We start from the raw sequence: 18,408 nt of genomic DNA on the forward strand, positions 1-18,408 counted from the left end.
AAGGATTCTGGCCGCGGCACGTTACTGAATTGTCCTTATGCCGCAACTCGTTCTTTCAAGAGACGATCTTGCTTCGTAAGGCGCAAAACAACATTGCCAGAGAATTCCGGAGGATACTTCCCGACGCCAGTAGATACTAGGATCTGGAAGTCGCGTTCCTTAGGATTTTCCAAGGACTCGATTTGCTTCAACATTTCCACGAGTCCTTCGAGATCAATTCCTGCTGTCTCAGGCGTATCCACTAAAAGCAGTCTCGGGAATGGCACATCGGACGCAAGAGAGAGCTGTAGCAGCGCGAGGTAGTAGAGAAATCTCTTTGGAACCTTCGCACTATGCTCCCTGTACTGCCCATTATTAATTACGGGCAGATACGTTTGGGAGTCAATGCTTGCGCTCCTGCAGTCTGCTACAACAGACGTCATAAATTCATTGTAGATGCGATTGAAGTCCTCAATCCGCTGCTGAAGTTCGGCTTTGGATTCGCCATCCAACCGCAGTACTTCGGCCTTCGCGCTCTCAAGCGCGTTCTTTTTTTCGTCCCAGCGTTTGAGCAACGTAGCCAGCTTGGACTCAAGCCGATAGGCTTCCTGCAACTTGGCGAGCTTATCCCGAGCTTCGAGAAGGCTGCTGTCTAGCTCTTCCATCGCTCGTTCGACCTTATCCGGCCCAGCCGTCGCATCTTCGATTCTCTCGCGCCTAGTTGACAACTCTTGCGCCATTTGCTCGCGTTCCGCCTTCCATCGCGCAGACTCTTCTTGCACGGAGCGAATCGCTAGCCGCAGCGTTTGAAGGGTTTTTGACTTACTCTTTAGGATGTCCAAGTATTCAGCAGGACTGTAAAAGAAGCGTTGATAATCATGTTCGTCGACGGCGCTTCCGCATACACAGTGGCCAGGTGCTCGCATAACATCGCTCAAACAGTAAGGACACGTATCTCGCGAGAACAAGCTGAGCTGGCCGTGCGCGTAAATCACTTTGTTAATGCGTTGGATGTCCGATTCCAAGTTACGCTCAACATCGACTAACCGCCCGGCTTCCTGCACCAACTGTTCACGCTGCTCGTCGATTTCGCGACGTGTCAGCTCGAGTTCCCGAACCCGAGCGATCTCCGCCTGCAGCGCCGCTTGTGCTTGGACGCTTCCGAGTTTTCCCGTGGAATATGCTCGCCGCGTTTCAAGCAATGCGTCTATCTGGAGCTCCAGGACCTCAATCTGATGATTGAGTGCCTTGGTGTTTCGAATATCAGTGAAACCACTGGCTTTAAGCAACTGACTTACAATATCCTCATATTCTTGGCAAACCATCCGTGCAGCTTGAACATCTCTTTCCGAGATCTTTTGATGGCCGATAGCGTCATAAAGCTCGAGCAGCGTCTTACCGACAAGAATCTGGAATATTGCCCGTCGAATCTCCAATGAATCAGAAACAAAATTAATACTATCCGCAGGCTTATAAATTCCGTTTGGATCCGGACTCTGGTTATGATAAATCAGACGGGCCAAATCGGAGAAATTCAATTTGAATTGCCTTCCTCCTTGGAAGATTTCTACCACAGGAATGCTCAAATTCTCCAGCAACCAATCCGAAAAGGTCTTTGAGTCTTCGCGCCGAAACACCGGGAGAGTCTCCGTCTGCAGTGGCGTGACGACTCCGTCCGCCTCCGCGACAGACTTAAAAATGGTGATGTGATTATCCCTGAAGCGTCTAGTCAGGGTAAACAATTCCCCATCGATACCAACCACCAGTCGGACTAGATTGTTCGTATCCTCCATTACTTCCTTGTKAACTTCAGAAGCCGTTGGATCGAATTCCTCAACTTTTCCGCCCAACCCGTAATAAATCAGGTTAAAGAAGGTCGACTTTCCGGTGCCATTGGGCCCCTCGATGATTGAGAGGTGCGAGCTGAGAGGAGGCGATTCAAAGTAATATTTATCACCAAAATACTCAACTTTTCGAATACTTAGGAAGCCCATACACGAATTCCTCTTTCCTGATACATGCGCTCGAGCAATGAATCCAGCGTCAGCGTCGATATTCTAGGAACAAGCGTTCTTAACTCATTAGCCGCCCGATGTTCCTTATCAAAGTGAGCGCTCGAAAAGAAACCATCAGGCAAATTTGTCGCCATTAATGTTACATCGAGAATTTCGGCCACGTCGGTTCGGTGTAGAGAAACGTATCCCTTCTTTTCCAGCGAAAATAAGATTTTGTAAACCTCTCGCTTGTGCAATTCGGCATTCGTAAAGCTCGAAAACAAAAGCTCGCGGTCGTTTGGATTCGCCACCGTTTTATTTTGTGTTCTTGCAAGAATCCCGATCAAACGTTCGTCACTAATAAATTGGATCAGATATGAGATTTTACGGTGATCTTTGACCCGTCGCGCAGACCCCCCCAGAAACTCCAACACCAGTAGAATCGAATATGCGATGAAATAAAAATCCTCACCGGAGATGAAATACAGTGGGCGCTTGTCGTTATTTTTCATGTTCCACTTCGTCAAAAGCTAGGAAGCAGTCGTCAAACAGAGTAAGGACGGCACCCTTGATCGTGTGGTGATCCCTGGGTCTATATCTGTATAATTGCCGGAGGCTAACAAAATGACGCTCGGAAGCCTCCGTCAACTTCCGGATAGCAGTAAGTACTTCGTCTTGCGACATACTAGAAATCGGACAGCTCATGCCGATAAGCTCATCTTCACATACATCCAGTATCCTACGAAGCAAAGCTTTCATTTCCCGCTCCCCCCAAGCTCTACGCTGCGGGCCAGACCACACTTTCTCGCCAATACTTGCAGAATTTTCGGGTTAAACTCAGGGCAGACAGCCAGAATTTTATCCGCCAAATTCCGGAAATCGCTCGGGTCGACATTCGCCCATGCCTCCGCAGCGGGATCTATAGTTCGCTCATCTCCAATGGACCCGACAAGGATCTCATTGAAAATGAGCTTTAGACCGTCAGTAGTCATTAGGCGATTCGTGCCATTTTGAAGGGACCTTTTTTCCAGCTCGTCGAGGAAGCTGTTGAGAATATAAGTTTCAAGGTGCTCGTGCCTATGACTAAAAAATCTGCACCCTCGCACAAGATCTAAAGCCGTTTGCTCCAAAGTCTCATTAGAATCATTTGTGATAGACCAATCGATCGATTTTATGAAATTTGTAAACTCGCCAACAGAGAGCCCTGCGACGAGTGCGCCATATCCCTTCGAGGGGGTCCTTGTATTGCGCAGAGTATTCCGCTTTGGTCACAGCGAGGGCGACCTCTTTTTCCTCTTCGGTAAGCTCGTCGCCAGAAACAAGTTTCTCCAGAATGTCGTAGTTTTTCTGCTTCGATTCATAGCCCAGTGCTTCTCGCAATTGAGCTGAGATCCGCTCTTGTGCAAGTTCCGCGGAAGCATAGACACCGAGTTTTAGCTCACTACTTTTTGAATATTGAAAATGGAGATCAAGGAATGCTACAACCGTATTTCGTATGGCTGGGGAATTAAAGCTGACCCGGGATCCGTAGTACTTGTTCTCTTCACCGCTAATTGAAGAGCTATCGCTGCTATCAAATAGTACTGAGTCTTCAAGAAACTCCAGCGCACACTGCACCTGGCCGTCGCGATTTGCCTCTACTCGTTGTAGGAATCGGATAGCACCGCGTAGCTTCTGAAATCTAAAGCCCTTTGTCTTGTCGCCAGCCTCTCGACTGATATGGTCTACGGCGTCGATGTCCCCGGCAGCTTTCATCGCCTCACTCAATGCATTGTGTGTTTCTTCATCTGTGGGCGCAAATATACATGATGATCCGCCCTCGCGTGCCCGCGCTTAAGTGGGGTCTCCAGGGATAGTGAAAAGTTATCCAACCCGGAAATGCTTCACGCTCTGCCCGGCGTTGACCGCCCGCTGCAACCAGTCCGGCATGGTGCCGTGGCCGTCCCAGCCCTGCCCGTGCGCATTGCGATAGCGCACCGCCCCGGGCAACGTCGCCGGTGCCGGCTCCGTAAAACAGCCGGCGGCCTGCAGCTGGGTCAGGGTCAGGCCGTGCTGGGCCATCTGGATGCGGATCCAGGTAATTGCTTCGGCGCGCTCGATTTCAATCGACATGGTGTTGGTGAACAGATTTAGGGAGGCGAGCGATCCGGCGTGGCACCGTCCTTCCAGGCGTGCTGGGGCTCCAAGGTTGTCCCGAGTGACTGCTGCCGTGGAAATTCGCGCCGCAGGGAAGGCGTGGCTCGCGCTCTTTGCTTAAATTATAATCAAATCGGCTGACGCCGTCGGCACTCGGCCCCCGCGCGCCTTGTCCACAGGCTTGTCCCCTTGCGCGGTGGATAAATGCCATCCGACACCTCTGCCGCCCCGCCTCAAGCCGGCCCCGGCCTGAACTTGGTTTTGATCGCCGGCGCCCGACGCCGGGCCGGCGCCAGGCGGCGCGCTGCGGCGGCCTCCGCCTGGGTGCGCTCGGCGCGCCGCAGCGCCGCTGCCAGTTCGGCCCGCAGCCCTTCTTGCGCCGCCTGCCCTCGTCCGAGCGCCTGCTCTGCCTCCTCCAGTTGCCGGCTAAGCGTATCGCGCTCGGCCTGCAGCCGCGCCCGCTGCTCCGCGCCAGCCACGGCGGCCTCCTGCGCCCTCGCCTGCCCGGCCGCCAGTTCGGCGCGCAGATCCGCCACCGCCTGCTCGCCCTTCTGGCGCAACGTGCGTTCCTGGTCGATCTCGCGCAGCGCGCGGCGCTCGGTGGCGCTGGCGCGCTCCTGCGCCACCACCACCTGCTCGCGGGTGCGCTCCAGGTCCGCCGAGAACTGCGTATGCATCTCGCCCAGTTGCCGCTCCAGCGCCTCGATCTGACGCCGGCCCTCCTCCTGGCGCGCCTGCGCGGCCGCGTGGGCCTGGCGCTCGGCGTCCAGCTCCCCCTGTAGCGCCGCACGCGCTTGCTCTGTCGCGTCGAGTTCAGCCTGCGCTGCCGCCGTCTTCTGCTCGGCCACCACCACCGCGGCCCGCGCCTGGTCGCGCTGGGCCTCCGCCTCGCTCGCCTGCAGCCGCGCTTCGGCCCGCAGCGTGGCCAGTTCGCCGGTGGCCGCCTCGTTGGCGGCCTGCCAGATCGATTGCACGGCATTGGCGGCGATCGCCTTGAGCGCGTCCGGCAGCTCGGGGTGCGCGATGGTCACGTGCATCTTGCCGCGCAGGTCTTGCCAGAACTGCGCCAGCACCTCGGTGGGCGTGCCCATGCTGCCCTTTCGTACCAACTGATAGAGCTTGTTGGCGGTAGGCGTGATGCCGTAGCGGAAGAACAGCAAGGCGCAGACCTCGCGGTAGAGCGCGCGGGTTTCGGGGAACTGCGTGCGCAGCGCGGCGATGTCGGCGGCGAGCTGGGCCTCGGCGGCGGCGTCGCTGGGCAGGGGCGGCGGGTGATCGAGCGGGCTGGCGGTCATGTTCTACGTGGAACGTTCGTGGAGTTTTCTATTATATTACTACGTAATACGTTATTTTATTGAATAAATTGTCAACTCTTTAGACATAAGTACGCTTCTGTCTATAATAGCGGCCACATCCACCTCGTGACTCCCGCTCCACCCATGGAAGCCCTCTCCCTCGCCGCCCTGCCCGCCACCCCGCTCGAGCGCCTGCGCCTGCCCGCCGAACTGAGCGGCACCGCCGGCAGCAACCGGGCGCGCGGCGGCACCCCGCAGATCTCGGCCGCCGACGACCTCGCCGCGGTGACGGCCTGGCTGGCGCGCTATGCCGACACCCCCACTACCCTGCAAAGCTATCGGCGCGAGGTAGAGCGGCTACTGCTATGGGCCGTGATGCAGCATGGCAAGCCGCTGTCGTCGCTGACCCATGAGGATTTACTGGTGTACGAGCGTTTCCTGGCCGATCCGCAACCGGCCTCCCGCTGGGTGATGGCGTCGCGCAAGAAGCTCGCGCGTGGCGCGCCAGGGTGGCGCCCGTTTGCCGGGCCGCTCTCCCCGGCCAGTGCGCGCCATGCGATGGTCATCCTCAACACGTTGTTTGCGTGGCTGGTCGACGCCGGCTACCTGGCCGGCAACCCGCTCTCCCTGGCACGCAACCGGCGCGGCCAGTCCAAGCCGCGGGTCACGCGCTACCTCAGCCACGACCTGTGGCAGGCGGTCAAGGACACCATCGACGCGATGCCGGGCACGATCGACAGTGCGACCGAACGTGCGACCGCGCGCGAGCGCCTGCACGCGGCGCGTTGCCGTTGGCTGCTGACCGTGCTGTATCTCGGTGGCTTGCGCGCGGCGGAGGTGGCCAGTACGCGTATGGGGGCGTTTTTCTGCCGCCGTGACAGCCAGGGCCTGGAGCGTTGGTGGCTGGAGGTGACGGGCAAGGGGGACAAGACGCGGCTGGTGCCGGCCACGGACGAAATGATGGTGGAGCTGGCGCGCTATCGCAGCGCCCACAGCCTGCCGCCGATGCCATTGCCAGGCGAGGACCGCCCCATCGTGCTACCGGTCATTGGCAAGGAAAAACCCTTGTCGCGCGGCGCGCTGCACCTGGTGCTCAAGGAGATCTTCGCGCTGGCGGCCGCGCGCCTGCGCGCGCGCGGACCGGATTGGGAAAGCCGGGCCGCGGTGCTGGCCAGCGCCTCGGCGCACTGGCTGCGCCATACCGCGGGCTCGCACATGACGGACCAGCAGGTGGACCTGCGGTTCGTGCGGGACAATTTCGGGCATGCATCGATTGCCACGACCAGCGCCTACCTGCATACGGAAGACGACGCGCGGCATGAGGCCACGCAGGAGCGCCACAGGATTGGGTGGAAGCGCGAAGTGTGACGCCCACACCGCGCGTGGATCTGGCGCCTCAGTCGGCGGGGCAGGATTTACAGGCAGATCTGCCTCCCCGACTCCGGTCCGCGCACTACATCAGCTTGTCTAGCAGCCGGAAGTAAGCCACGGCAGCAGCAAGATAAAGCCGCTGCAGCGAGTGTCCGGGAATCGGCTTGATCGCGCTAAGCGGATAAACGAACGGCGATGGCGAGTCGCTGGCCAAGTGCTCCGCCAGAGCGCATCCCAGCGTGGTCGCCATGCCGATGCCCCTGCCGTTGTAGCCCAGCGCGATCGTCATTCCGGGCGCTGGTTCATGGACATGCGGCATGAAGTCCGGCGTCACCGCCACGCGACCTGCCCAGCGATACTCATAGCCAATGCCTTTCACCTGTGGAAAGAGAAAGTCGACGGAGCGCTCGAGATGGCGCCATGCCTGCGGCGAAGTCGGCTCCGCGAACGAGCCCCGGCCGCCCAGCAAGAGACGCCCTTGCGTGTCCTTGCGAAAGTACAGCAGCAGCCGCCGCGAATCGGATCCGACCACGCCGCCCGGCAGGATCGTGTCGCCTGCCCCGGCCGGCAACGGGCGGGTCGCCACGATAAAGCTGTTTGCCGCGATGATGGTGCGCTTGAGCCCCGGCCACAGGTCGCCGGTGTAGCCGTTGGTTGCAATCACCACCCGTTGCGCGGTGACGGTGGCGCCGCCTGCCGTGACAAGCCGCCAGCGGCTGCCTTTCCGCGCCAGTCCGGTGACGCCGGTATTGCCGTGGATCCGCACGCCATTGGCCGCCGCAGCCCGTGCCATGCCGCGCACGTAGTTCAAGGGGTGGATACTGCCGGCGCGGTGGTCGATCCAGCCGCCGATATACGCCTCGGTGCCGATGCGCCTGGCGACTTCGCTGCGATCCAGCATTTCGACATGGGCACCGCGCGCCTGCCATTGGCGCACGCGGCGCAGCTGCGCCTCCAGCATGGTTGGCGAATGCGCCGGCTGGATCCAGCCACTGCGCCGGGCATCGCAGTCGATGCCATAGCGCCGGATCAGGTCGAACACATTGTCGGCAGCCTTCGCCACCATGTCGATCAGCGGCTCGGCACGCTCCGGGCCGAACATGCGGATCAGTTCGTCCGGATCGTATTTCAGGCCGGGAATCACCTGGCCGCCATTGCGGCCGGATGCGCCCCAACCGAGCTCGGACGCCTCCAACACGCAAACGTCGACCCCGCGCTCCGTGAGGTGCAACGCGGTGGAAAGGCCCGTGTAGCCGGCGCCCACGATAGCCACGTCGACTTCGCAGGAGGCGGCCAGGGGCGGCGTCTCGATCGCCGGACTTGCGGTAGCCGCCCAGAGCGATGGTGGCAGTGCCTGGCCCTGCGTGCTCATGCGGCCATGGCGCGCCCCTTCTATCGGCGCCTCGACGGAACAAAATTGCTGCATGTTATGCTCGCTGCTCGCTATTTTCATGGGTGAAAAACATGATCGGGGACAAGGGATCGGGAACGGGACCGGGATTGGAAGCGGGAACGGAACCGGAGATGTCGCCCCTGTTCAACCAGTCGCTGGAAAAGGGGCTTGGCGTGCTGCGGGCATTCAATGCCGAGCGCCGCACCATGACGCTGCCAGAGATTGCCGAAGCGGTCGGCATCACGAAAAGCTCCGCCCAGCGCATGGTGTACACGCTGGAAAAGCTGGGCTACATCACGCGCCAACCGCAAACACGGCGCTACCAGCTCGCGCTGGGCGTGATGCAGGTGGGCTATAACTATCTTGCGGTGGACAGGGTGATCGATGCCGCCAACCCCTTCCTGTCCGAATTGACCAATATCACCGGCGAGACCTGCAACCTGACCGAACCGGATGGCACCTCGATGGTGTACGTCGCGCGGTTCTCCAGCCCCAAGTTCATCCCGATCCATATGCCGATCGGCAGCCGCATCCCGATGTACTGCTCGGCATCGGGCCGCGCCTACCTGAGCGCCCTGCCGCCGGAGGAAGTCGCCGCCATCCTCGCGCGCACGCAGATGGACCCGCATACGCCGCACACAGTCACCAGTTCGGACAAGGTGCAGGAACTGCTGGCGCAGGCGCGCCAGCGTGGCTACGCGAGCAACCGCGAGGAACTGTTCCTTGGCGATTGCGCCATTGCCGCGCCCGTCCTCAATAACCAGCGCAAGGCCGTGGCGGCAGTCCACCTGGTGGTCCCAACCAGCCGATGGAGCCTGGAAGAAGCCGAACAACGCCTGGCGTCGATGGTCATCGAGTGCGCCCGCTCGGTCAGCAACTCGATCCGCAACCTGCTGTAGATCCGTCATCGTATTCACTCGCGGCTTCTACACGGCACGCTGCGCACGCCGCTGCGCCGGCAGGCGCGACAGCCGCAGCCACCTGCCCGCCATGCCCAGCGCACCGGCCAGGCCATCGCGCAGGAACAGGACCGTGAACACGAACAGCACACCGGTCACCACGGTGACGGAGTCTCCCAGCGACTGAAACCACGCGACGCCGGTGAGCGACGTCAGGACAGCGCCGATATCGCCCAGCTTGTTCTCCAGCATGACGATGACCAGCGCCCCCAGGATGGGACCCGAGCGCGTGGCGAGCCCGCCGACCAGCGTCATCAGGATCACCGTGCCGGACATCGACCAATGGACGTCCGTCAGGGTCTCGAACCCCAGCACCAGCACCTTCAATGCGCCGGCCAGCCCGGACAGCGCGGCCGATAGCGTAAAGGCCAGCAGCTTGAAGCGGTTGGTGTCATAGCCGAGCGAAACCGCCCTTGCCTCGTTTTCCTTGATCGCCGCAAGAATCTGCCCGAAGGGCGAACGCACGATCCGTACGATCAGCGCAAACGCGGCGGCAACGATCGCAAGGACGACGTAGTAGAGCGTGAGGTCGTTGTCGAGCGGCAGCAGGCCGAGCAACTTGCCGCGCGGCACGGCTTGCAGGCCGTCCTCGCCATTGGTGAAGGGCGCCTGCAGGAACACGAAGTAAAGCATCTGCGCCAGCGCCAGCGTAATCATGGCGAAATAGATGCCGTGCCGCCGGATGGCCAGCGCGCCCATGCCCGCGCCTAGCGCAGCCCCGGTCACCGTGCCGAGCAGCAGGCCAAGCTCGGGCGTGACGCCCCAGGCTTTCATGGCATAGCCGGCCACGTAGCCCGCGCCGCCAAACAAGGCGGCATGACCGAACGACAACAAGCCCACATAGCCGATCAGCAGGTTGAACGCGCTGGCAAACAGAGCGAAGCACAGCACCTTCAGGATGAACACCGGGTAGGCTCCGGCAAACGGGGCCAACGCCAGGCAAACCAGCGCGAGCGCGGGCAGCAGCATTCTTTCCACATCGATCTCCTATTTTTCCTTGCCGAAGAGCCCTGCGGGACGCAGCAGCAGCACGATCACCATGACGAAGAAGACCACCGTCGACGAGGCCTCGGGATAAAAAACCTTGGTGAAGCCTTCGATCACGCCCAGCCCGAGACCGGTGACGATCGACCCGAGGATGGATCCCATCCCGCCGATCACCACCACGGCGAACACGGTGATGATGAGGTTTTGCCCCATCAGCGGCGATATCTGGATCACCGGCGCCGCGAGCACGCCGGCAAAGGCCGCCAGCGCCACGCCAAAGCCGTAAGTCAGAGTCACCATCCGTGGCACATTGACCCCGAACGCCTCGACCAGCTTCGGGTTCTCGGTGCCCGCCCGCAAATACGCGCCCAGCTTCGTCTCCTCGATTAGGAACCAGGTGGAAAAGCACACCGTCAACGATGCCATCACCACCCAGGCGCGGTAGTTTGGCAACGCCATGAAGCCCACATCCGTCGCCCCGGACAGCTGCTCCGGCGCCGAATAGGGCAGACCGGACACGCCATAGACCGAGCGGAACACGCCCTCGATCACCAGCGTGATGCCAAGCGTCAGCAACATGCCGTACAGGTGGTCGAGCTTGTAGATCCAGCGCAGCATGGTCTTCTCGATAACCACGCCGAGCACCGCGACGATCAGCGGCGAGAGCACCAGCATCATCCAGTAGCTCAGCCCGAAGTAGTCCATCCCCATCCAAGCCAGCACCGCGCCGAGCATGAAGAGCGCGCCGTGCGCGAAATTGATGACGTTGAGCAGGCCGAAGATGACGGCAAGGCCAAGGCTCAGCATGGCGTAGAACGAGCCGTTCACCAGCCCGAGCAGCAGTTGCGACAGCAGCGCAGGCAGCGGCACGCCAAAGTTCAGGTTCACGTTCATGGCGGCCCTCCCCTACACGCCAAGCAGTGCATTGAGCAGCGGCATCTTGGATTTCAACTCGGCGGCACCGAAGGTTTCGACGATCGCGCCGTGCTCCATCACATAGAAGCGGTCCGCCAGCGGCGCGGCAAAACAGAAGTTCTGTTCCACCATCACTACGGTGTAGCCCTTCTTCTTGAGCATCAGGATCATGCGCGCCAGCGCCTGCACGATCACCGGTGCAAGGCCCTCCGAGATCTCATCCAGCAATAGCAGATTGGCCCCGGTGCGCAGGATGCGCCCGACCGCCAGCATCTGCTGCTCGCCGCCCGACAGGCGCGTGCCCTGGCTCTGCCGGCGCTCGGCCAGGTTCGGGAACATCTGGTAGATCTCGGCCTCGCTCATCGCATTGCCCGCACCCGCGCGTTTGAGCACGGGCGGCACCAGCAGGTTTTCCTCGCAAGACAGGCAGGAGAAGATGCCGCGCTCGCCCAATGGCTCGCCGTCTTCCACAGTGCCCATGTATGCCTCCATGACCCGCGGGTCCTTCGACACCTTGGCGTAAGGCCCCTCCGCCAGGATCAGGCCGCGCTGCAGCACCGTGATCCTGTCCGCGATCGACGACACCACGTTCATGTTGTGCTCGACCATCAGGATGGTCCGTCCCGCCGACACCTTACGGATCAGTTTCGTGACGCGATACACGTCCTCGTGGCCCATGCCCTGGGTGGGCTCGTCCAGCAGCATCAACTCCGGGTCCATCGCCAGCGTGGTGGCAATCTCCAGCGCGCGCTTGCGGCCATAGGGCAGGTTCACCGTTACCGTATCCGCGAGTTCGGCCAGCCCAACCTGGTCCAGTAACGCCATGGCGCGACCGTTCAGCGCATCGAGCGTGCGCGCGCTGCGCCAGAAGTCATAGGTGGTGCCGAGCTGGCGCTGCAGGCCGATCTGCACGTTCTCCATCACCGTCAGGTGCGGGAACACCGCTGAGATCTGGAACGAGCGGATCACGCCGCGCCGCGCGATCTGCGCCGGCGCCTCGCCCGTGACATCGATGCCGTTGAAGAGGATCCTGCCCGCTGTGGGCTCCAGGAACTTGGTCAGCAAATTGAAGCACGTGGTCTTGCCCGCGCCGTTGGGGCCGATCCTCGGCGCACGCGCAGGTTGACGTCGCTGACCGCGGTGAATCCCTTGAAGGATTTCGTCAGCGACTCGGTCTGGAGAATCAATGTGTCGTCACCGCTCATACAGTTCCACATGGATTAGAAACGAAGTGAACAACGCAGGGAGACGGATCACGGCGGTGGCGGCTGGCTGCCGCCACCGCGCATCGATCAGCGCGAGACAGTCTTGAAGACCCGGCACTGGCTCTCGCTCACGGGCAGGAACACCTGGTCGCCCGGCAGCGTCTTCTCCAGCGTGTACAGGTCCCACGGGCCCTTCGACTCTTCCGGCGACTTGACGCGGAAGTAGTAGTAGTCGTGGACCATCCGGCCATCCGGGCGCAGCTTGGCGTTGCGCACGACGTCATCCTTGATCGGCAGCTCGTGCATCTTCTTGACCACCGTCCTGGCGTCGTCCGACTGGCTGGCGGCCACGGCCTTCAGGTAGTGATAGACCGACGAATACACCCCGGCATGGGTCAGGGACGGCGGCCCCTTCTTATAGACGTCCATGAACCGCTTGCTGAACCTGCGGGTGCCATCGTCGATATCCCAGTAGAAACTCTCCGGGAAGCGCAGCCCCTTGGCCTGGGCCAGGCCGATGCCCTTGATTTCATACACCGTGGGGAAGAACGCCGCCTGCATCTGCTTGGCGCCCACCTGGAACTCCTGTGCCGTCTTGATCGCGTTGGCAGAGTCCGCGCCAGAATTGGCAAAGGCAACCACGTCCGCCTTGGACTGCTGCGCGGCAATGATCTGGGAAGACATGTCGCTGCTGTTGAGCGGATGCTTGGATTCGCCCACGGTGCGCGCGCCGATGGCATCGAGCTGCTTCCTGGCTTCGGCCACTGCGGCATTGCCATAGGCGTAGTCGACGGTGACGAAGTACCAGCTCTGCTTTGGCTTGGCCAGACCCTTGATGGCGGCGGCGGTCTGCGAGTAGGTGTCCCACATCCATTGCACAGTGCGCTCCGGCTGGCAATCCTCGTTGGTCAGGCGCAGCGGCCCGCCGGCGAACAATGCCACCTTGTCCTTCTGCACCGCCAGGGTCTGCATGGCCAGCGCCACCGCCGAGTTGACCATGTCCGCGTAGGCATCCACCTTGTTGACGTCGGCCCATTCGCGCGCCTTGGCTAGCGCGATGTCCGTCTTGTTCTGGTGGTCCGCCGACAGCAGCTCGATCTTCATCCCCTTGCACTCGCGGGCCAGGCAGTCATCGATGGCAAGCTGCGCGGCCACGACCGAACCCTGGCCGGAGAACTGCGAGAACGCGCCGCTCATGTCGGTCAGCAGCCCGATCCTGACCACGCCATCGGAGATCTCCGCGTGCGCGCCGGTGACCGCAAGCGCTGCAGCCAGCGCCGGAAGTGAACGACGCAGAACGCTTTTGAAAGTCGCGCTTTTGAAAGTGGAATACATGCTTTTCCTCCGTGATAGTCAAGTCGTAGTCAGTTGGCCAACGCGGCCCGCGCCACCATGCCGTCGCTTTCGTCAGCCTGCAGCAGCGCCGTGGCGCGTTCGCTCGCAGCGCCGTAGCCGCCGCCGCCGCCCATGAAGACCTTCACGCGATCGCCCCGGTTCATGGTCACCATGGACTTGGAGGGCAGCCGCTCCGTCACCCCACCTCGCGTGACTTCGCAGTAGCCGCGCTTGCCCTCCTCGCCGCCAAACAGTCCCTTTGGCGCGTAGCGATGCCGGTCGGCATAGATCGCAAAGACCACCCCGTCCTGCAGTACGGAGTACTCGCGGCTGAACCCTGCGCCGCCCCGGAACTTGCCCTGCCCGAAGGAATCGGCTTCCAGCGCATAGCGCTCCAGCCGGAAGAAGTCATATTCCATATCCAGCGCCTCGATGGGCGTATTGGCGCAATTGGACAACGGCGAATCGACCGCGTCGCAGCCGTCGCCGCGATGCGACGCGCCATAGCCGCCCCCGAAGATCTCCAGGTACACGCTATAGCCCTCGTCGCGCTGCAGCGAGAAGCAGGCGGCGGTCAAGGTATCGAACCCCGTTGCGATGACCTTCTCGGGCACGACGTCGGACAGTGCGCGCATGATCGCGTTGTAGATGCGGTAGTTCGCCTCCAGCCGCGCACGCACCGGCGAGGGTGGCGCGGGGTTCAGGATCGACCCGTAAGGCGCCGTGATACGGACGGCGCGCAGGATGCCGTCGTTGAACGGAATATCCGGAGAGGTCAGCACCGATTTCACGCAGGTCACGGCGGCGGACACCGTGCACGAGAACGGCGAGTTGAGGTTGCGCCGGACCTGAGGGCTGCTGCCGGCGAAGTCGATGTCGATGGTGTCGCCCGCCACGCTCACCTTGACCTTGATCAGCAGTGGCTCGTCGGTGACGCCATCGTCGTCGATCATGTCCTCGCCGTAGTACACGCCGTCCGGCAACTGCGCGATCGCGGCACGGAAACGCCGCTCGGAATAGTCAACCATCTCCGCCATGACTTCAGCGACGATGCAGCTGCCGTACTTGTCGCACAGCTGCACCAGGCGGGCAGCGGCGATGGCGTTGGCGGCGAACATCGCGTTCATGTCGCCGATGGTCAGGTCCGGCACGCGGATGTTGGCCCGCACCAGTTGCTCGAGCGGCCCGCCATCCCAGTCGCGGGATCGCGACCAGCGGGTCGGCGGCAGGCGCAGGCCTTCCTGGTAGATATCCGTGGCGCCGGGGTCCAGCCCGGGCGCACCGCCACCAAAGTCGATCTGGTGCGCAACGCTCGCGGAGAAGCCGATCAGCGCGCCCTGGTAGAAGATCGGGCAGAAAATATAGACGTCGGGAAGATGCTGGCCGCCGGAATACGGATCATTGGTGATCATGAAATCGTCGGGGCCGATCGTCTCGACCGGATGGCGCTCCAGGCAGCTTTTGAGCGTGATGCCGATCGGTCCGAGCTGGATCGGGATCAGCTCCGCCTGCGCCACGATATCGCCGTGCACATTGGCGATGGCGGCGGAGCCGTCGCTGGCTTCGCGCAGGATAGTGGAGTACGCCGACCGGATCAGCTTGATCCCCATTTCCCTTGCAGCAGCAAGAATGCTCTGGCTGATGATGGCGTTGTCAAACGGATTTACCGGCATGCTGCACCTTCCTTGGCAAGAATCAGATTGGATTGGGCGTCGACACTGGCGCTCCAGTTGGCGGGGACCAGCACCGTGGTGGTGTAGTCCTCCAGGACAGCCGGGCCGGTGAGCGAAGCTTGCCCGGCTTCCAGCGCGGCAATGGTTTTCCTGCGGCAGGCCGACCATGCCGAGCCGTCGTACAGCGCCGGCTGGCCCGGCGCCGCTTGCTGGCTCGCGGCCGATGACGAAACGGCCGGCACATAGTCGGTGGACAGGGTCGCGCCTACCCGCAGCGCCACCACCTCGATCGGACGTCCGCTCTTGTCGCTGTGGAAATAGATGCGGTGATGCGCATCCACGAAGCGCGCTTGCAGATCCGCCTCGTCCAGCGTGGACAGCGCTTGCTGGTCCATCTCCAGCGGCACCTCGAAGGCCTGGCCCACATAGCGCATCTCCAGCGTGTAGCTGAAGTCCAGCGCCTCGCTGAACTGCATGTCCCGGAACTGCGCTTCCAGATCCGATCGCATGCCTTCGAAGCGCGTGCGCAGGTCGCCGCAGGTATCGCCGTTCACTTGCGCACGGTTGGTCAGGGTCTCGTACTTGATGAAGTCCGACGCAAGCAGGCCATAGGCGGAGGTGACGCCGGGGTTGGGCGGCGCCACCACCTTCTCGATGCCGAGTTCTTCCGCAATCTGCGCGGCCTGCATGGGGCCGGCACCGCCGAACGGCACCAGCACGTAGTCACGCGGGTCGCGTCCGCGCTGGGTGGACACCAGCTGGATGGCGCGCACGATATTGGCATTGGCCAGGCGCACGGCGTTGTAGGCTACCGCCTCCACAGGCAGCTTGAAATGCGCGGCCAGCGCATCGAAGGCGCGATGCGCGGCCGACACGTCCAGGGCCATTTGGCCACCGAGAAAGGCCTCCGGCCGCACGGTGCCGAGCACCACATGGGCGTCGGTGATCGTCGGCAGCGTGCCGCCGCGGCCGTAGCAGGCGGGACCTGGCTGCGCGCCGGCGCTTTCCGGACCCACGCGCAGCATGCCGCCGTCGTCGAGCCAGATCAGGCTGCCGCCGCCGGCGCCGACGGTGACGATATCCAGCACGGGCGTGCGCACCGGCAAGCCATCGATCTCGGTCTCGGCGGCAAGCGTCGGCTTGCCGTCCTGCACCAGGCAGACATCCGAACTGGTGCCACCCATGTCGAAGGTAATGATATTGGCGTAGCCCGAGCGCAGGACCTGGCGCACTGCGCCGACCACACCGGCGGCCGGCCCGGAGAACAAGGCGCTGATGGCGTTCTCTCGCATCGCATCGGCCGGCAGGCGCCCGCCGTTGGACTGCATCACGGAGAAGCGGCCCTTGAAGCCGTCACGGGTCAGAGACTCCGTCAGGCGGCCAAGGTAGCCCGCGATCACCGGCTGCACGAAGGCCGACAAGGTGGCCGTGCTGGCGCGTTCGTACTCGCGGAATTCACGCGCCACCTGATGGGAGCACGTCACCACGATGCGGGGCAGCGCGGCGCGGATGATGGCTGCCAGGCGCAGTTCATGCTCGGGGGACTTGTAGGCGTTGAGCAGGCAGATGGCAACCGCATCGTAGGTGCCGGCTTCGAGTTGCGGAAGCACCTCGGCGCGGAATTTGTCTTCATCCAGCGCCGTTTCCACCGCACCGCTGGCCAGCACCCGCTCGTTCGCTTCATAACAGTCCCGGCGCTTTACGGGCGGCTCCGGCTTTTTATAGAAGAGATCGTAGATGCGCTTGCGGTCGTGCCGCTGCAGGAAAAGGATGTCGCGAAACCCCTCGGTCGCGATAAAGGCAACCCGGCCGCCCTTGCGCTCCAGCACGGCGTTCGTCGCCACCGTAGAGCCGTGCGCGAAATCCTCGATGGAAGCGAAATCGATTTGAGCGGCACGTAGGGCATTGAGCACCCCGAGTTCAGGCGATGCCGGCGTACTCGGTACCTTGACGACACGGACGTCGCCCTGGCTGAGCGCGACGAGGTCTGTAAATGTCCCGCCGACTTCTACACCAACTTTCACAATGATTCTCCCTGATTCAGTGCTCGCGTCCCAAGGAAGATGCGAGCCGACCCGCGGTGGTGCGCGGAGTGCAGTTTCGATGCAACCACTCAGAAAATCCGCAAATAAAAATCGATATGCGATACGTTCTTAACGTTTACTGAGTGAAATAAGTCTAGAACGATTAGCACAATCGGTAAATGATCATCTACAATCGATATACGATCAATTTGTAACAAAAAAGATGCGAAGAGACAACATGAAAGAGGCTGCAAGGGACGCCCCGATGTTCAACCAGTCGGTGGAGAAAGGGCTGGCGATTCTTGCCGCATTTGGCTCCCGGAGCCGCCGCATGAGCCTGAGCGAGATCGCGGTCGCCGTGGGTATCACGCGCAGTTCCGCGCAGCGCATCGTCTTTACGCTGGAAGCGCTCGGCTACTTGGCCAAGGATCCCTTCACCCGCCGCTATGAGCTAGTCAACAAGGTGATGGAGATCGGCTGCAACTACCTGGAGACCAACTCACTGATCGACAGCGCCAACCCCTTCCTTTCGGCGATGAACAGTGCGTGCGACGAGACGGTTTCTCTGACGGAGCCGTGTGGCACCAATATGGTCTATGTGGCCTCCTTCACCAGCCGCAAGCCCATCGTCGCCCACATGGCCATCGGCAGCCGCATGCCAATGTATTGCACATCGGCCGGCCGCGCGTATCTGTCGGGACTGCCGGACAACGAAGTCCAGGCACTGCTTGAGCGCACTGAACACACCTCGTATACGGTCAACACGCTGACTGAGGTCGACGAGATCATGTGTTGCGTGACGGAGGCGCGCGCGCGCGGATTCGCCTCGAACTTCGAGGAGTACTACCTGGGGCATATGAATGTTGGTGCCCCGGTCTACAACAACAACGGACGCGCGATAGCGGCCGTGCATGTGGTGGCGCCGACCAGCCGTTGGACGCGTGAAGACTTGCTCGGCAAGCTCGGGCCGATGGTCCTGGAATGCGCGGGCGCAATTACCAAGGCCGTACGTTCGCATTGAGAGACTGCAGGCCGCTCGGTTCCCGTGGAACTCGAGATTGATTTTCGCGTATCCGGTACGGATGTTCGATGGATCGCCTGGCCCCCGGCTGCATCGTCCATTGCCAGCACAACGAACCAGC

General features: G+C 61.6%; 15 protein-coding genes and 1 pseudogene. 3 read left to right on the top strand and 13 right to left on the bottom strand.

The features are described 5' to 3' along the window. Positions 1–35: 35 nt before the first annotated feature. The 5 genes from AC1DQ3_RS15190 to AC1DQ3_RS15210 form a co-directional block, all read right to left on the bottom strand. Positions 36–1,973, bottom strand: coding sequence for an AAA family ATPase (locus AC1DQ3_RS15190; protein WP_477120998.1), 1,938 nt, complete (start codon positions 1,971–1,973; stop codon positions 36–38). Continuing rightward, positions 1,961–2,485 (bottom strand): hypothetical protein, encoded by a 525-nt coding sequence (locus tag AC1DQ3_RS15195; protein ID WP_477120999.1) that lies wholly within the window; start codon positions 2,483–2,485, stop codon positions 1,961–1,963. Before AC1DQ3_RS15195 ends, AC1DQ3_RS15190 begins: the two co-directional genes overlap by 13 nt. 631 nt (positions 2,486–3,116) lie before the next feature. Continuing rightward, positions 3,117–3,728: a hypothetical protein gene (locus AC1DQ3_RS15200; protein ID WP_477121000.1), complete on the bottom strand. Its 612-nt coding sequence runs from the start codon at positions 3,726–3,728 to the stop codon at positions 3,117–3,119. A 108-nt stretch (positions 3,729–3,836) separates the two neighbouring features. Next, a complete protein-coding gene (locus tag AC1DQ3_RS15205) occupies positions 3,837–4,085 on the bottom strand; it encodes an H-NS histone family protein (RefSeq protein ID WP_416047203.1) in 249 nt (82 codons plus the stop codon). 257 nt (positions 4,086–4,342) lie between these two features. Then, positions 4,343–5,404, bottom strand: a complete 1,062-nt coding sequence (locus tag AC1DQ3_RS15210) for a DNA-binding protein (protein WP_477121001.1) — start codon at positions 5,402–5,404, stop codon at positions 4,343–4,345. Between the two features lie 144 nt (positions 5,405–5,548). Here AC1DQ3_RS15210 and AC1DQ3_RS15215 point away from each other — a divergent pair, with 144 nt between their 5' ends. Continuing rightward, positions 5,549–6,772, top strand: coding sequence for a tyrosine-type recombinase/integrase (locus tag AC1DQ3_RS15215; protein ID WP_477121002.1), 1,224 nt, complete (start codon positions 5,549–5,551; stop codon positions 6,770–6,772). 85 nt (positions 6,773–6,857) lie between these two features. Here the strand turns inward: AC1DQ3_RS15215 and AC1DQ3_RS15220 are convergent, their stop codons facing one another. Continuing rightward, positions 6,858–8,147, bottom strand: coding sequence for an NAD(P)/FAD-dependent oxidoreductase (locus AC1DQ3_RS15220; protein WP_477121026.1), 1,290 nt, complete (start codon positions 8,145–8,147; stop codon positions 6,858–6,860). Positions 8,148–8,299: 152 nt separating this feature from the next. Here AC1DQ3_RS15220 and AC1DQ3_RS15225 point away from each other — a divergent pair, with 152 nt between their 5' ends. Then, positions 8,300–9,067 (top strand): IclR family transcriptional regulator, encoded by a 768-nt coding sequence (locus AC1DQ3_RS15225; RefSeq protein ID WP_477121003.1) that lies wholly within the window; start codon positions 8,300–8,302, stop codon positions 9,065–9,067. Positions 9,068–9,094: 27 nt separating this feature from the next. On the opposite strand, the gene AC1DQ3_RS15230 is transcribed toward AC1DQ3_RS15225, so the two are convergent. The 7 genes and pseudogenes from AC1DQ3_RS15230 to AC1DQ3_RS15260 form a co-directional block, all read right to left on the bottom strand. After that, positions 9,095–10,096 (bottom strand): branched-chain amino acid ABC transporter permease, encoded by a 1,002-nt coding sequence (locus tag AC1DQ3_RS15230; RefSeq protein ID WP_477121027.1) that lies wholly within the window; start codon positions 10,094–10,096, stop codon positions 9,095–9,097. 18 nt (positions 10,097–10,114) lie between these two features. Next, positions 10,115–11,008, bottom strand: coding sequence for a branched-chain amino acid ABC transporter permease (locus AC1DQ3_RS15235; RefSeq protein WP_477121004.1), 894 nt, complete (start codon positions 11,006–11,008; stop codon positions 10,115–10,117). Between the two features lie 12 nt (positions 11,009–11,020). Beyond that, positions 11,021–11,521: an ATP-binding cassette domain-containing protein gene (locus AC1DQ3_RS15240; protein WP_477121028.1), complete on the bottom strand. Its 501-nt coding sequence runs from the start codon at positions 11,519–11,521 to the stop codon at positions 11,021–11,023. After that, positions 11,495–12,234, bottom strand: a pseudogene (locus AC1DQ3_RS15245) (ABC transporter ATP-binding protein); the annotation flags it as partial. The pseudogene AC1DQ3_RS15245 and the gene AC1DQ3_RS15240, both read right to left, overlap by 27 nt. Positions 12,235–12,321: 87 nt before the next feature. Then, the gene (locus AC1DQ3_RS15250; RefSeq protein ID WP_477121005.1) at positions 12,322–13,569 is read right to left on the bottom strand and encodes an ABC transporter substrate-binding protein; all 1,248 of its coding nucleotides are present in this window, start codon (positions 13,567–13,569) and stop codon (positions 12,322–12,324) included. A 29-nt stretch (positions 13,570–13,598) separates the two neighbouring features. Continuing rightward, positions 13,599–15,242: a hydantoinase B/oxoprolinase family protein gene (locus tag AC1DQ3_RS15255; RefSeq protein ID WP_477121006.1), complete on the bottom strand. Its 1,644-nt coding sequence runs from the start codon at positions 15,240–15,242 to the stop codon at positions 13,599–13,601. After that, the gene (locus AC1DQ3_RS15260) at positions 15,233–17,266 is read right to left on the bottom strand and encodes a hydantoinase/oxoprolinase family protein (protein ID WP_477121007.1); all 2,034 of its coding nucleotides are present in this window, start codon (positions 17,264–17,266) and stop codon (positions 15,233–15,235) included. The genes AC1DQ3_RS15255 and AC1DQ3_RS15260 overlap by 10 nt, the downstream gene beginning before the upstream one ends. 238 nt (positions 17,267–17,504) lie before the next feature. On the opposite strand from AC1DQ3_RS15260, the gene AC1DQ3_RS15265 reads away from it, so the two are divergent. Continuing rightward, on the top strand, positions 17,505–18,287 hold the full coding sequence (locus AC1DQ3_RS15265) for an IclR family transcriptional regulator (RefSeq protein WP_477121008.1): 783 nt from the start codon (positions 17,505–17,507) through the stop codon (positions 18,285–18,287). Positions 18,288–18,408 lie beyond the last annotated feature (121 nt).

The organism is Cupriavidus sp. 01T418, assembly GCF_056398885.1.